The organism is Clostridium hominis (genome assembly GCF_014287825.1).
Lineage (GTDB): Bacteria > Bacillota > Clostridia > Clostridiales > Clostridiaceae > Clostridium > Clostridium hominis.
Window position 1 is genome coordinate 203,661 of sequence record NZ_JACOOO010000016.1, and the last position, 16,152, is coordinate 219,812.

General features: G+C 27.9%; 15 protein-coding genes and 1 tRNA gene. 5 read left to right on the plus strand and 11 right to left on the minus strand.

The annotated features are described in order from the left end of the window. The first annotated feature begins 236 nt into the window (after positions 1-236). Positions 237-312 (plus strand) — tRNA-Met (locus H8S20_RS09170). A gap of 86 nt (positions 313-398) precedes the next feature. Here the strand turns inward: H8S20_RS09170 and H8S20_RS09175 are convergent. Further along, positions 399-1,712: a DUF2812 domain-containing protein gene (locus tag H8S20_RS09175; RefSeq protein WP_186859923.1), complete on the minus strand. Its 1,314-nt coding sequence runs from the start codon at positions 1,710-1,712 to the stop codon at positions 399-401. Further along, positions 1,696-2,028, minus strand: a complete 333-nt coding sequence (locus H8S20_RS09180) for a PadR family transcriptional regulator (RefSeq protein WP_186859924.1) — start codon at positions 2,026-2,028, stop codon at positions 1,696-1,698. Before H8S20_RS09180 ends, H8S20_RS09175 begins: the two co-directional genes overlap by 17 nt. A gap of 593 nt (positions 2,029-2,621) precedes the next feature. Here H8S20_RS09180 and H8S20_RS09185 point away from each other — a divergent pair. Continuing rightward, positions 2,622-3,065: a hypothetical protein gene (locus H8S20_RS09185; RefSeq protein WP_032117560.1), complete on the plus strand. Its 444-nt coding sequence runs from the start codon at positions 2,622-2,624 to the stop codon at positions 3,063-3,065. Positions 3,066-3,354: 289 nt separating this feature from the next. On the opposite strand, the gene H8S20_RS09190 is transcribed toward H8S20_RS09185, so the two are convergent. From H8S20_RS09190 to H8S20_RS09205, 4 genes are all read right to left on the minus strand, one after another. Further along, the gene (locus H8S20_RS09190; RefSeq protein ID WP_186859925.1) at positions 3,355-4,632 is read right to left on the minus strand and encodes an HAD hydrolase family protein; all 1,278 of its coding nucleotides are present in this window, start codon (positions 4,630-4,632) and stop codon (positions 3,355-3,357) included. Positions 4,633-4,793: 161 nt separating this feature from the next. Then, complete coding sequence (locus H8S20_RS09195; RefSeq protein ID WP_186859926.1) at positions 4,794-6,173, minus strand: MATE family efflux transporter; 1,380 nt, start codon at positions 6,171-6,173, stop codon at positions 4,794-4,796. Positions 6,174-6,395: 222 nt separating this feature from the next. Then, positions 6,396-7,190: a J domain-containing protein gene (locus H8S20_RS09200; RefSeq protein WP_032117558.1), complete on the minus strand. Its 795-nt coding sequence runs from the start codon at positions 7,188-7,190 to the stop codon at positions 6,396-6,398. 289 nt (positions 7,191-7,479) lie between these two features. Beyond that, positions 7,480-9,093 carry a Na/Pi cotransporter family protein gene (locus tag H8S20_RS09205; RefSeq protein ID WP_032117557.1) on the minus strand — a complete coding sequence of 538 codons (1,614 nt, stop codon included), beginning with the start codon at positions 9,091-9,093 and terminating at the stop codon, positions 7,480-7,482. Positions 9,094-9,326: 233 nt separating this feature from the next. On the opposite strand from H8S20_RS09205, the gene H8S20_RS20675 reads away from it, so the two are divergent. Then, positions 9,327-9,455 (plus strand): hypothetical protein, encoded by a 129-nt coding sequence (locus H8S20_RS20675; protein WP_279288171.1) that lies wholly within the window; start codon positions 9,327-9,329, stop codon positions 9,453-9,455. 77 nt (positions 9,456-9,532) lie between these two features. Here H8S20_RS20675 and H8S20_RS20865 read toward each other — a convergent pair whose 3' ends face one another. After that, on the minus strand, positions 9,533-10,126 hold the full coding sequence (locus tag H8S20_RS20865; RefSeq protein ID WP_186859927.1) for a zinc-ribbon domain containing protein: 594 nt from the start codon (positions 10,124-10,126) through the stop codon (positions 9,533-9,535). Positions 10,127-10,354: 228 nt separating this feature from the next. Here H8S20_RS20865 and H8S20_RS09215 point away from each other — a divergent pair, with 228 nt between their 5' ends. Together H8S20_RS09215 and H8S20_RS09220 are read left to right on the plus strand one after the other, a co-directional pair. Next, on the plus strand, positions 10,355-10,552 hold the full coding sequence (locus H8S20_RS09215) for a hypothetical protein (RefSeq protein ID WP_186859928.1): 198 nt from the start codon (positions 10,355-10,357) through the stop codon (positions 10,550-10,552). A 134-nt stretch (positions 10,553-10,686) separates the two neighbouring features. Beyond that, on the plus strand, positions 10,687-11,643 hold the full coding sequence (locus H8S20_RS09220; protein ID WP_032117554.1) for an N-acetylglucosamine kinase: 957 nt from the start codon (positions 10,687-10,689) through the stop codon (positions 11,641-11,643). A 42-nt stretch (positions 11,644-11,685) separates the two neighbouring features. On the opposite strand, the gene H8S20_RS09225 is transcribed toward H8S20_RS09220, so the two are convergent. From H8S20_RS09225 to H8S20_RS09240, 4 genes are all read right to left on the minus strand, one after another. Then, complete coding sequence (locus H8S20_RS09225; protein WP_032117553.1) at positions 11,686-12,324, minus strand: hypothetical protein; 639 nt, start codon at positions 12,322-12,324, stop codon at positions 11,686-11,688. A gap of 504 nt (positions 12,325-12,828) precedes the next feature. Further along, complete coding sequence (locus H8S20_RS09230; protein WP_032117552.1) at positions 12,829-13,749, minus strand: DUF2935 domain-containing protein; 921 nt, start codon at positions 13,747-13,749, stop codon at positions 12,829-12,831. 144 nt (positions 13,750-13,893) lie between these two features. Continuing rightward, positions 13,894-15,450, minus strand: a complete 1,557-nt coding sequence (locus tag H8S20_RS09235) for an ABC-F family ATP-binding cassette domain-containing protein (RefSeq protein ID WP_186859929.1) — start codon at positions 15,448-15,450, stop codon at positions 13,894-13,896. 122 nt (positions 15,451-15,572) lie between these two features. Continuing rightward, positions 15,573-16,127: a DUF3867 domain-containing protein gene (locus H8S20_RS09240; protein WP_032117550.1), complete on the minus strand. Its 555-nt coding sequence runs from the start codon at positions 16,125-16,127 to the stop codon at positions 15,573-15,575. Between the last annotated feature and the right edge of the window lie 25 nt (positions 16,128-16,152).

Below are 16,152 nucleotides of genomic sequence, written 5' to 3' on the forward strand. Positions count from 1 at the left end.
AGTAATTCAGATTAAATTAACCTTGTAAATAAATCATTATCATATATGGCTAAATTATCAAAAAAGTTATCTTATAATTCTTTATCAACCATTGTACTATATCATAGTATATAGAACTCTAAGCTATCTCTTATACTCTTATGCCTTAATATAACATAATACATCTTTGACTTTAATTATTTACTACGTTATACTTAGGTCACAAGTTGAGCAAGTAAATGTGCACAACATAATATCGCGGGGTGGAGCAGTTGGCAGCTCGTTGGGCTCATAACCCAAAGGTCGTAGGTTCAAGTCCTGCCCCCGCAACCAAAAAACAACCCTTATTCTTACTATAAGGGTTGTTTTCTTTTAAGTTAATTGGCAAAAATGCTCTTAAGAATTTTAAAAGCACAAGATTAACTTGCACTTTTAAATACTTTATCATATATAATGTTTATAACTTCTTCACCGTCTAAATCTTTCCTATTGATATATAAACTAATAAATGTATTATCTGATACTAAAATAAATTTATCTTCATTTATACTTTTATACACTTTAATATTGTCAGGTATATTACTTTCCATAATTATAACTTCTTCATTATCATATCTATTTATCTTTTCAAATTCTTTATTAAGCACATAATCAATTATAAAATTATATCTGCTTCTGTATAAATAATATGAAATATACGAATTTTCATCATCTTCAATATAATGCTCACAATATACTAAAACACTCTCTTTCTTCTCCCCATATGATTCTGCGCTTATCATATCAAAATCTTTTAAAGCTAAGCTATAGCTTCCATAATCATTGTTATCTCCAAGTATTCCATTTATACCTATAGTGATTGTCATTCTTGAATATATTATAAGATTAATTATTACTATAAGAATAACTATTGAAATATTAATTAATTTTCTTGTCTCATCTTTATTAGTTATCTTTTTTATAACCTTAAATAATATTATTCCTGCTAATATACTTAACGTAAGTACAATTAAAAATTCAAGTAAATGCTTTCCTAAAAGTCCTGATAAAATAATAATACACAACATTGCCACTAATAAAATGAACATTATCTTATTTAAAACAAGCTTTATACCTGTTATTGCTTTAAAATCATATGATATTGGTTCATTCCTTTTTAATCTTAATCGCCCTGTAATTGACCATATTATAAAATGGATAAATTGTACAGAATCTTGAATAAACCACAAGCTTAAAAGTAATAGTAATAAAAGCTTGGAATTATCCGCTAAAAACTCAGGAAATACATTCCCAAAAGAAGTAAGATATTGAGAGTATAAAAGCATCGATACACATAAAATATTTAAAATGCTATATTTTAATGAAGCCTTAAATATAGATTTATATTTTTCCTCTTCATCAGTTTGAATCGGTATATTGTAAACTTCATTCTCCTTACAGTAAATTTGAATTTTTTCCATCTGGCAAATAAACTTCCAACCTGCAGCTTCACAATACTCCCTGCACTCTACTGCTGATTTGCTGTCACCTCCTAGAATCATTGGAATTTTATCCATAACATCAACTGAATATTTTAACGCCTTAGGTTCTATCTTAATAAATTTTAGAAAAAAACCTACCATACCTTCAAGCATCCAACCTTTTAAAGCCATTTTCTCTAAATACTTTTCCAATACTTTATATTCATATGGTACAAATTTAAACAGAACCCACTTTTTACTTCCTATTCTCATTAACCATCCCTCCTAAAAATCTTTTCCCATCTCTAAGGAGTATCATTATTCTCTCATATTCTTCCTTTAAAATATTTAAGCCTTTTTCAGTAATGATATAACTTCTTCTTCTACCATCTACCCCAGTTTCCACTATCATTTTTTCCTTTTCAAATTTCCCAAGCAAAGCATATAAAGTCCCCGGTCCTACCTTTACTCTTCCATTTGATATTTCATCTACAGCCGACATAATATCTACTCCGCATCTCTCATCTATCAACGCCATTAAAATATAATACATCGGCTCTGTTAAATTCTGAAACTGCTCTCTTGCCAATTAGCATCACCTCTAATATCGTATATCGATATTTTTTACAGTCTAATATCGACTATCGTTATTTATATCTATAGTTTAATATCGACTATCGTTATTGTCAATATTTTACTGTTATTTTTTTGAAAATAAAATGCGAAATAATTTAGTAATAATATTACTAAAAACTATTTCGCATTTTAAATACTTCTTTTAAATTTTTCAGCTAAACCTGTCCTTCAATTAGTCTTGTTTTTTAACTTTCTTGTTATGCTTACACCCACAATTATTAGATTTCTTTTCTTTTTGTTGTTGGCTTGCACATGAACAATCATGTTTTTCACTCATACTATTTTTCCTCCTAAAACTTGATGCCTTCTTGGTACATTACTATTATCTACAAAGAAAAAATATTAATCCCATGAAAATAAATCCTCTTTTATCATTTTATTGTGATAATTTAATTAAACCAACTTAAACACTAAGTTTCTTCTCATATTTATATTAAAATACAATATGTAATAATTGTTTCAATAAAATACAAGGTATCATTTTTCCTTTTTAACACAAAACAATAATAGATATTTTATATAAATACTATGTTTTAGGAGGTTTGTATGAAAAAACATAAGAGTGAAAAGATAGAAGAAGTAGTCCAACAACATGATAGAAAACTTAATTTACATGAAATAAAAGCTCAAACTGGTGCTGGTAATGGTTATAAACACCCTGATGATACTAACGAAGCTTTACCTATAAATGATACTTTTGTTAATACTAATAAGTTCCATAAAATTCATCAAGTAGTAAATAGTATTGAAGGTAAAGTAAACTTACATAAAATAAAAGCTCAAACTGGTGCTGGTGATGGCTTTATAGATCAAAAAGACTTAAAGGATAATGTAAATACACCACCTTGCGATTGTAGTGACCCTCAATGTCATTGTGGTGATACTCATAAGAGTCATAAAATTCATGCAGTTTTTCATGCAAGTGATAGAAGGTTAAACCTTCATGAAATCAAGCAAAAAACTGGTGCAGGAAGCGGTTATAAGCATTAATTATATTTTAAGGAGTGATTTATATGACTAAGCATAAAAGCGAAAAAATTCATGAAGTAGTTCTTAAACATGATAGAAAATTAAACCTTCACGAAATCAAAGAAAAAACTGGCGCAGGTAATGGTCATAAAAAATAATTTGTTAAATTGAACAAGGGAGACAAAAATTGTCTCCCCTTTTTACCTACTTTAAACACTTTTAGACTACACATCACTTTCAAAGTTTCATCATAATTTCATCCCAGAACATCTCTGTGCCCTTGGCATCTTTATCATAAAAACTAACTTATTTACTTTTGCCAAAAATAGGGTCTATATATCTTCTTTAACTTTTTAACTACTTCATTAGAGTCATTTTTATTTATAGAATTATTTAAAACTTCATCATCATTTTCAAAGACTATAGTGCTCTTTACATCTGTTAAGCCTTGAACATATTTAATCATGTTTTCTTTAATAGCCTTTTTGTTATAAATCTTAATATAAGTATATCCTGGATAATTGTCAGAATCGTACTTTAAAACCTTAAAGTCTTTTGTATATCCTAACTCTTCTAATTCTTCATATAAAGATTCTATTTTTTCCTTCTCATCAATTAGCATTAAATATACTGCTCCATATCTTTCTGGTAACTCTTCTTTTATATAATTTCTATAAGGTGATTTTCTTAAATTATTATATATATCACTTTCAACAGTATTTTTAAAATCATCATAGTAAATCATTACTGAATCTTCTACAACAGAATTTATAAAGCAATGCATATCTCTACTATGAATTAAATCCACTAATTTTTTAGTTTCATCATGAGTCATCTCATAAACTTTTAAATACTTATTTTCTTTCATATCAAATAATATAGCTCCATCCATAGCTATAACAGGTAAGTTCAATCTTATGTCCTGTAAAGATGTAATTAACGCTCCTGGTGTTTTCATAGTTGCTATCGTAAACTTAATACCATCATCAAGCATTTTATTTAATTCAATCTTACTATAAGAAGTTAATGTTTCTTTCATATTTAATAATACCTTGTCTAATTCAGCTACAAAAAGCAAGTCATTTCTTTTTTTTCTAGGAAGTTCAAAGGTATTTATCATAAGAGCTAGACCGATACCTATCATTGTATCCATCATTCTATTAAATACGAATAAATATGGATTTTTATCTTTAAGATGATTAACTACAATACTTAAAAATACTACGCAAGAAAAATAAGATGCATTTTTCTTATTAAATATCACTGTTGTATATATAATAGGAATTATTAATAGAGATATCGTTATATATCTGAAGAACTCGTTATCGAAAGGCATAAAATATAACTCAACCAATATCATAATTAGTCCATATACAGCTCCTATAAATGTACCTATTGTTCTTTGAAGTGCATTAGCCTTTGCATTACTACTATATGGTTGCATACACCATAATACTGATAAGGCAGTATAGAAAGGTTTTCCTTGTTTGCCCCTTAAAAAGTAAATAATAAATCCTAGCAATACACCTATCGAAGATTTTATAATTCTCATCCCTATGGGTGGAAGTGTTAGATATTTTTTCTTCATTTAAATATCCCCCACATCATTATTGGTCTTAACTTTAGCTTAAAATATGTTATTAAAAACTAATTTTTAAAAACCTGTAATTATTATACGTATAAAGTAAAAAAATGACCATCCCCTTTTTAAATAAAAAAGTACAGATATTTCTATCTGTACTTTTAAATCTAGTTATTACCTACCTCATTCAATACATTTACCTCATTTTTATATCCACGTATTAATGGATTTTTATAAAATGAATATGATAATTGTACTAACATAAAGCACCAAATAATCGGTTCACACACTATAACACCAATATATTTTAAACTTGGTATAAATAATGCTACAAATATACATTTACCCAAAAACTCAATTATACTTGATGCTAATGGAATAACCTTCTTTCCTAATCCTTGAAGGGAGTTCCTTAAATTTAAAAGCATACCTAGTACTGCATAAAATGGTGCATTAATTATTAAATATAAAGCTCCATTATCGATAACAGTTGGCTCACTTGATCCTGATAATATTTTTACTAAAGTAGATGCACTAAATAGTAAAACTACAGTTATTATTACTCCCCAGCAAATAGACATTATATTTGCTATTTTTACGCCTTTACGTATCCTTTCATATTTTTCTGCCCCCTTATTTTGAGAGACAAATGTAGATAAAGCTAAGCTCATAGTTGCTACAGGCATAGTACAAAAACTATTAAGTTTTCTAGCTGCTGTATGTCCAGCTATAGTTAAATATCCTAATCCATTTATAGCAGTTTGTAGAATAACTGTTCCTGTTGATACAATACATAACATTAATCCCATTGATAACCCTTGGCCAGCTAATTCTTTATATAATTCTTTCTCAACCTTAAAGCATTCTTTATCTGGAATAAGTATTGGACATTTCTTAATTATATAAATAACACATAGAATTGCTGATATACCTTGAGCGATAACTGTCGCTACTGCAGCTCCAGCAATCCCCATATTAAATTGAGTAATAAATATTAAATCTAAAACTACATTTATTACTGATGAAATAATTAAAAATATTAGAGGCATCACGCTATTACCTATAGCTCTTAATAAACCAGCAAATAAATTATAAGCAAACATTACCCCTACAAATAAAGTAATAACTGAAATATACGAATATGATTCTTTAATAATGTTGGCCGGTGTATTTAATAGCTCTAATAATGGATATAAAAATAGTGCTGATATAATCATAATAACTACTGTTACAATTGCTCCGATAACTAATGAACCTGTAACTGACTTTTTAAGTAACTTTTCATCTTTAGAGCCATAAGCTCTAGCAACTACTATACTTAATCCATTTCCAATTCCTAAAGCAAACCCTATAAGCAACTCATAAACAGCTCCACAAGCGCCTATAGCTGCTAATGATTTATCTCCTAACACATTACCTATTATCATTGTATCCATTGTGTTATACATCTGTTGGAATACGTTTGAAATAAATATTGGAATTGCAAATAATATTAAAGCTTTTAATATATTTTTGTCTTTAATCAAATCAACTTTAAATTTAAACATTAACCTCTCATCCCCCTCGTCATATATTCTCAAGCACTAATGATTTAAATTTTTCCATCCTTATCCATATTACTACTTTGCCTATACTCTAAGTCAATAGATTTTTAATTTTTGAAAATAATATATATTTAATTTATATTTCTCAAACAAAAAAGAACCTATTAAGGTTCTTTTTTATCGTTATACTTCCAAGTTGTAATATGGTTAACTAAATTTACTAACCTAAAAAACAAATCTTTTTAATCTATTATTTATACCTTCCAATATATTAGGAAGTATATTTAATATAGAAGGTAAAAATAAAGCAACTATAAATCCTATAGCACATAAAATAAATATCTTATATTGAATAGCATGTCCAATATAAACTTGATATCCATGAATAGATGCTCCAGCTATTGAAGCTATCATTATAACCTTAGATGCAATCCAAGACATTAAGCTTAATATCTTGCATAAAAATAAAATTATGGATAAAACAATTATTACTGGAAATACTACTATTTTAAATGGCAATTTAATTATTGTACCTATAGAAGAGCTTTCCTTTTTCTTCTTAATCACTACCTTCTTATTAGATTCATTTTTACTTTTTTCTTTTGATCTATCTTTATCCTTATTTTCAGATGCCTTCTTACTATTTTTTTTATTCTTTGATGATGACTTTTTAGAATATGATTTTCTTTTTTCTTTAGTAATTATAAAATTTCCTTCCTCTTCATCAATCTCATCTCTTCTAAAAACATAATTACGCTCTTCTACTTTATCAAAATCATTCTTTTGATAATTCTTTAAAGCTGTATCATTAATATTCATAATCATAGTTTGTTGATTCTGAGTATTTTCTCTTTCTAATTTTATTTCTTCATAAGCTTTATCAAATACTTCTATAAATTTCTTTGCTCTTCTTTCATCTTTGATTTCTTCTCTAAATTGTTTCACCTTATTCTCATAAGCTTCTTTGATTTCTTCCATAGTTGCATTTTCATCAACGTCTAAAACCTTATAACATTCCATATTTTCATCTCCATACTATAATTTGAAATATATTTCCCCAAATATAAACAACTTATATCTTTTCTCTTGTTTAGACATTATTATAACAACTTTTATAAATCATGTTAAAGGTAATTATATCCTTCTTAAATGAACTTTGTTTCTAAAGTTCTACAAAAATATAGCTATAAATTTATGTATTTATTATTATGTTTTCTTGTATTTACTCATCTCACAATGTAAAAATAGCCTAAACAAAATCGTTTAGGCTATCCTCGTATTATTCTACTATCTTCTTATGACATTAATTTTATTTAAGAACCTTCTCCCTTGCCCTAGCAATATTATTAGCATGATCTCCTATTCTTTCTAAGTTAGATAATAGGTCAAAGAAAATTATACCAGAATCTGCCGTGCATTGCTTAGCATTTAATCTCTTAATATTATTAACTCTAAAGTTTCTTTCTAAAGAGTCAATTTCATCCTCAATAAATTCTATATCATTTAAATCAATTAAATTATTATTAGAATAATTTCTTATTGATAAATTTACTGATTCTAATGTTTTATTATATATTTCTTTTATTTCATTTAATGCCTCGTTAGATAACTCAAGTTTATTTTCTATTCTACCACTTGCAAGTTCTACTATATTTGTTGCATGGTCTCCTATTCTTTCTATATCATTAATTGTGTGATAAGTTTCACTTATCACCCTTGAATCTTCTTCTGGTAAGTTATGTTGAGAAAGTTCAATTAAATAATCTGTGATTTCTTTTTCTACATTATTAATTATCTCTTCATTATTATAAACTTTATCAATATATTCTTGACTGCCTTCTAAAAATGCCGTCATAGAAAGAACAAAATTATCTCTTGCAAACTCTGCCATTCTAACTGTCTCTTTTGCAACTTGTCCACTAGCTATCATAGGTGTATCTAAAAATTGTTTATCAAGATAAATTGCACCTTTTTTCTCTACTGCTAAGCCCCCTGGAAGAATAAAATTAACTAACTTTACCAAGTACCCTGCCAGTGGGAACATTACTATTGTTACAACAACATTAAATATTGTATGTGCATTAGCTACTTGCCTAGCTACGTTGCCAGGACTAATAGCTTCAACTAAATTCGTAACCTTGTATATAAAAGGTAAAAATATAATTGCACCGAATATATTGAAAAATAAATGCATAAGGGCTGCCTTTTTAGCAATTCTATTTGCTCCCACTGAAGCTAATAGTGCTGTAACGCATGTTCCAATATTACATCCAAGAATTACTGGAAAAGCTAATCTCATATCAATTGCTCCTGTAGCTGCTAAAGCTACTAGTATACCTGTTGTAGCTGATGAACTTTGTACTATTGCAGTCATTATTAACCCTGTAAGTAAGCCTAGTATTGCATTGTTTCCAACAACTACAATAAACTCACTAAAAGCAGGCATTTCAGCCACTGGCTTCATTGCTGCCGACATAGTCCCCATACCTAAAAACAATATTCCAAACCCAAGCGCTATACATGCAATATCTTTAACTCTCTTCTTCTTTGCAGCAATAATTAAAATTGCCCCTATTCCTATAAATATTGGAGCAATGCTATCTAGGTCAAGAGAAACCATTTGTGCTGTTATTGTCGTTCCAATATTTGCTCCCATTATAACCCCAACAGCTTGTACCAAAGACATCAATCCAGCATTAACAAAACTAACTACCATTACAGTTGTAGCACTGGAACTTTGAATTATAGATGTAACAATTGCCCCAACTAAAACACCAACAAACCTATTAGAAGTAACCTTTTCTAAAATCCCTTTAAGCTTTTCTCCTGCTGCATTTTCTAGTCCATCACTCATTAACTTCATTCCGTATAAGAACAGACCTAAGCCTCCAAAAATTCCAGTAAAAATTTCAAAACTACTCATATGTCAACTCCACTTTCTTAACTTTTTGTTTTTTTATTTCTATATTTTACCTTGTTATTATTTGCATTAAATATATGATATATCCACATATTTTTTTTGTAAATACTTAACTTATATTAAAAATTGTTAAATATTTTTAACAATTAAATAATTTATTATATTTAAGCATATTTACTCATAAACATAAGTATAAATATATAAAGTAAATGTTAATTGTAAAGGAGATTTTTCAAATGAGTATATATATCTTAGGAGATTTTATAAAAGCATGTAAAGTATTAGGGGTAGAGCCAACATGGGAAAGACTACATAGTTGGAAAAAAGAAATGTACAGATTCAATGATTATCCTGTATATAAATAATAGCTAGCAAAATTGCTAGCTATACCTTTAATAAATATTATTTTTTACTTATAAATCACCACTATGTTCTTATTAATTTACTGTCTATTATAGTAATCTATACCTTCACTTGGCCTAAAATATGTTCTTATATATCCATCCCCTGATACAAACACTATTTCATTACTGTTCTTATCATAATAGATATCGTCTCTATCTTCTCCTTCTTGCTTATGCAATGATGATGACGAACTAATTACCTTATTTGCTCCTGCTAAATACTCTTCTTTAGTACTATATCCAAACTCATTTCCATGCTTAACAAAATGATCCTCTAAAAACTTTTCATTTCTAAATTGAAGAGAAGATACACTCTGCTCCTTGGTATAATTAGTATCTTGCCATAAACTTGATATATCAACATTAAATACTTTACCTATAAATAAAGCTAAAATTACTAATAATCCAGCTATAACACTTGTAAATATATTTTTCTTATTTTTATTATGTTTACTTCTATCTTCACTTTTTCCTATATTACTATTAATCTCTTTAGTTGAACTATTATTATTTTTCTTTCTACAATCACTACATCTTTTCGGCAATTCTAAATCCTTACTTTTATAAAACTGAATTTCTGAATCAGTAATCGTAAATTTTTTGCCACATTGTTTACAAGTCCTATTTATCACATTATCCCTCTCTTATCCTTATATTTTTTATAATTATATCAAAAAGAAGATATATTTAATAGTAACCTATTTATATTTTTCATTTCAAAAACATGAAATTATCAGAAAATTTAAAAGAATATAGAAAATTCACATATCTTTTATTACTAAATGTGGTATAATATATCACATATAATCAATATAAATTATTAGCAAATAATTATTTAATTTTAGGGGAGGAACCAAACTATGAGTAGATGTAAAATTAATGATTCAAACTGTAAGGAAGTATGCCTATCATGTGAAAATTATGATAAGGATACTTCTATCGAAATAAGGTTATATGATCATAAAACAGATAAGTTTATGTATAAGATTATCACAGAAACAGAACTTGAAATGATTGATAAAACCCTTGGTAATAGCTGGAGACTAAAGAAACAATAAAAATATAGCAATATCTTTAATTTAATACCCTATATACTATAAATACTCCTATTTTATTTGGTTAAAATTGTATATATAATTAATATGTACTGCAAATTTAATTAAATTTATGAGATGTTATCGGGGGGTATAAAATGTATTATTTAGGTATTGATGGGGGAGGAACAAAGACACGTTATCTTCTTGTTAATAACAAATTAGAAAAAGTATATGATGCTGAAAGCTCAACTATTCATATTCATCAAGTTGGTATTGATGGTTTAAAAAATGAAATAACTACTAATATAACTACGGCCTGTAAAAAAGCTAATATAAATGTAAAAGATATCGCTTTTATATTTGCAGGGGTTCCAGGTTATGGCGAAAGCCAAGAAGATAAGATAAAAATAGATGAAACTATTAAAGAAATAATAGAAGTTCCATATATGATAGATAACGATGCAGTCAACGGGTGGGCTGCAGGTACGGCTTGCAAACCTGGAATAAATATAGTTGCAGGAACAGGAAGTATAGCCTATGGTAGAAATAAATATGGAAAGTTAGCTAGATGTGGTGGCTGGGGCCCTGGAATCGGTGATGAAGCCAGTGCTTATTGGATAGGTATTAAAACAATAAATGAATATACAAAACAAAAAGATGGAAGAAATGAAAAAACTGTTTTAGTAGATATTTTAGAAAGAGAATATAATATTGACTATGATTTTGAAATTGTAGATATAGTATTTAATAAATTAAAGCAGGATAGAACTAAGCTTGCAGCCCTATCTAAGGTATGCTTTTTAGCAGCAGAAGCAGGATGCCCAGCTTCAAAGAAAATATTTGAAGAAGCTGCTGAAAATCTATTTAAACACATAAAATCATTATCAAAATCACTAGAATTTACTGATGAATTTATAGTTTCATATACTGGTGGAGTATTTAAGGCAGGAAAACATATATTAGCTCCATTATCAAGGATGATTGAAGAAGCAGGGCTTAAATGCAAGCTACAAGAACCGGAACTTGAACCATGGCATGGTGCTGCACTTTTAGCTTATAAACTAGCAGGAAATGAAATTCCATTAAACTATAAGAAAATTTTAGAATCATAAAAAAGAGCCGCTAATTTAGCGGCTTTTTTATTATATATGAAATTAAAGTGCTATATCATTTTTATAAAACCTAGTTTCATAATACGGATCTGCTGTTATATGTAAAATTGTTTTATTGACTCTGTTCTCCCTTTTAGTTGTCCTTATAATTTTAATTAATCCAACATTTATTAAAGCCTTATTTATTTCTCTTAGCTTAGCAAGATTATCAGAATTATATTGTAATCCAATTTCCTGTAATATCTTCTTTTGATCTAAGGTACATTTCCCATAATGTTTACTATATTTATAATAAACTATATATATCTTTATTAAATGCTTATGCTTAAGTTGTAATAGCTTTTTTAAGAAGTCACCACTAAATAATAAATATTTATCATACCAATCCTTTAATATATAAATATTTCTCTCATCTAAATTTGCAAATTGTATTATCTCATTACTTTCAAATTCATCTAATATCTTTTTAAATGTACTTCTTGACATATTTATTTTTTTCGCCAAAGTTGAAACAATAAGATCATCTTCATATATGTATCTGTAATTATCCTCCCCATGAGAGTTCCATCGACTTATACTGTCCAATAAAATATACACATCCATATTAAACTTCTTATTTCTTAATATCCCATCACCAACTGGTATTAATCTTGAATTTTCTCTCACCTTCTCTTCCCTCATACCTCACCCCTATTATTATCTTAATTTTATTTTTTATTTTCTATATAATATTATAAAACTATTATTAAGCAGTATCCAATTAGCTACTACTTAACGTAATATATTATATATATTATTATAGTTTATTATTATTTTGTTATCTTGTTTTTTTACACTCAAATAACTAGTTTTTCATCACTGAAATAGCTGTTATTTTATCAACTAGTAATTAAAGTGATACTAGTATCATTTTCATGCTTATTTAAATTGCTAATATTATTAATTACCAGATTTATATTTAGGACAAATATACTTATAACACTGTAATACATATCCACAATTCCAACGAAACTTCATATATATTCTCCCTTAGTACCTTTTAAAATAAAATTAGAGAGCTTTTATTTTAAATAATAAAAGCTTCAAAAAAATAATAGAGTTAGCATTTTGCTAACTCTATTGCTTTCAAGTAACTATAAAACCTTTGTGGTTTCCCTAATATTACATATTCCATAATATAATTAGTTATTTTTTATAATTATTTAATAGTCTTATATAATGATTAGCTTCTCTTAATACATGGTCAGCAAGAAGTGGTAATATTATAGATTTTATTTTACAATCAAGTATTCCTCCTGCACCTGCTTCCTTAAACTCCTTTAACTTAGTTGTCTCTATTAATGTATCATTGGTAATACTAGACATTGTCATATCAGTCATATCACTTGCTTTTTTAATCAACTCACTATAATCATCCGCAAAATTCTCTGAAGTATCTATTAATTCATTTTCGCTAGGATCAAGTAATCCTCGAATAAATAATGTATGCTCCATCATAATTTGATCCCAAAATAATTCACTCTTTTTAATCTCTGAATTATTAGGATCCTCAATATCCTCACCATTCTCAAGTAGTTTTATATATGAACAATATAATTTAGCCTCACGAATTATATGTTCAATTAATAAGGGATAATTCACCGTAAATAATTCACAGCATAACATCCCATCTAAAATTCTCCTCTTTAAGTCTATAAGTCCATCTATTAATTTTATTCCTCTATTATTAAGCTGTTTCACGCACTTAACTGTTTTATTATCAGTATCATTCTTATCTTTACACTTCAGCTCTTGTTCCATTAAGGTTAGCTTAGAATTTATATTTATTCCTGTATAATACTGTGTCTTTTTTTCCGCATTTAAAGTGTATTTAGTAAATACTTCTCCTGAATTTAATACAGCTTCTATATTTCTCCCTTCACTTATCTTAATTGTATCTAGTAATAACTTCTCGAACTGTATTTTGTACTCATCAGCTTCTTTAGAAAGTTTACTATTCTTAGGTGTAAATCCTGCCTCTAAGAAAATAGAATGTTCCTTCATTATTCGTGCAAAAAACAAATGTAATTCTAAGGATAATGTAATATATCTTTGCCTACTTAACATATTTTTCTCCAATAAAAAATTTTACTATATTATACTCCAAATTGTTGATTTTTGTTCATAATAATGCGACTAAAAAACATCAATATATTCCATAAATTTTCACACTAAAAAAAGAGCCAATTAATTGACTCTTTTTTAGTACTACTATACAACTTTTGTAGTCCACTCCTCACAGTTCCATATATCTGTTACTACATCTCTATAGAATTCTGGTTCGTGGCATACTAGTAATATACTTCCTTTGTATTCTCTTAAAGCTTTCTTTAATTCTTCCTTAGCTTCTACATCTAAATGATTAGTAGGCTCGTCAAGGATTAGTATATTTGTTTCTTCATTTATAAGCTTACAAAGTCTAACCTTAGCTTGCTCTCCTCCACTTAACACACATACTTTACTTTCGATATGCTTAGTAGTTAATCCACACTTAGCAAGTGCTGATCTTATTTCGTATTGAGTTTTTGAAGGGAATTGTTCCCATACCTCTTCAATACATGTATTATAATTAGCTTCTTTAATTTCTTGTTCAAAGTAACCTATTTGTTGGTAATCTCCTAAATGAACATCACCGCTTAATGCTGGTATTTTACCCATTAAGCTCTTAAGTAATGTTGTCTTACCAAGACCATTAGCTCCAACAAGGGCAATCTTTTGTCCTCTCTCCATATAAAGATTTAATGGTTTAGTTAATGGCTCATTATATCCAATAACTAAATCTTTAGTTTCAAAGATAACCTTTCCTGAAGTTCTTCCTTGCTTAAAGTTAAACTCTGGCTTTGGTTTTTCTGCTGCAAGTTCAATCATTTCCATCTTATCAAGCTTCTTTTGTCTAGCCTTAGCCATACCACTTGTTGCAACTCTTGCTTTATTTCTAGCAACGAAATCCTTAAGTTGAGCAACTTCTGCTTGTTGTCTTTCATATGCAGCTTCTAATTGAGCCTTATTTGCTTCATAGATTCTTTGGAATTCATAGTAATCTCCAACGTATCTAGTAAGCTTTCTGTTTTCCACATGATAAATTAAGTTAATTACTGAATTTAAGAATGGGATATCATGTGATATAAGAATAAATGCATTTTCATAGTTTTGTAAGAATCTCTTTAACCATTCAATATGAGCTTCATCTAAATAGTTAGTAGGCTCATCTAGAAGTAATATATCTGGAGTTTCAAGTAATAACTTTCCTAATAATACTTTAGTTCTTTGTCCTCCACTTAGTTCAGTTACATCTCTATCTAAACCAACATCTAAAAGACCTAACCCCTTAGCAACTTCTTCAGCTTTAGCATCTATTACATAAAATCCATTATTATCTAACATATCTTGAATAACAGCTGTTCTTTCAAGAGCTTTATTCATTTCGTCTTCTTCCATTTCTCCCATTCTTCCATAAAGCTCGTTCATTTCAGCTTCCATATCAAATAGGTATTGGAATGCACTTCTTAATACATCTCTTATTGTAAGTCCCTTTTCAAGTTCAGCATGTTGGTCCATATAACCAACTCTAACTCTATTACTCCAGATAACTTGACCTTCATCTGGCATTAACTTACTTGTTATTATATTCATAAATGTAGATTTACCTTCTCCGTTAGCACCTATAAGTCCTACGTGCTCACCTTTAAGTAATCTAAATGATACATCTTCAAAAATAGCTCTATCACCAAATCCATGGCTTATATTTTTAACTGTTAAAACGCTCATCTTTCATCCCCCAGTATATTCAGCTTATTCATCTTTAATTAAAATAAGATGTGATATTAAAATCACACCTTATTTATTATACCTTAATTTTTTTTAAAATAAATAGAAAGTTGTTGTAAGTTTTAGTAGTCATATTCCTTTATATTTTCGCAAATGGAAATTTTTAAACTTCTTTCATCTACAACCTTTTTATATGAACATAAAAATTCATTTAGCTCAACATCAGTTAAGTCAATTTTACCTTCACTTCTTATAATTACATCTACATCTTCAAGCCAAATATTTATATTATTTTTTTCATTTTTAATATAATATTCACTAGCAGCTCTAACTTTTATTCTTGATTTATACTTCTCTTGGAAGCTCATCATTCTTCTGCCTTTTTCATAATCATTAGGTACAATATTATTTAATCCTAAAGCTTTCATTTGCTCTTCTAATGCAGCAGAGTCAAAACCATATCTCTCCATAAGCTTTGATTGGATCTTCATGAATTTATCTTGAGATATACTGTTTTTCTCCATGTAAGCAGAAATTTCTCTGTTAAAATCAGCCATATTTATTTTACCTTCAGCCATCTTATAGTATAGGTCATAAATATAAGCTTCAAATTTATCAATATCTTTATCGTTAACTTTATTCTTTAATTCATTAAAATCAATTACCCTATCCATAATAACCTCCTAAGTAAACCAATTTTAA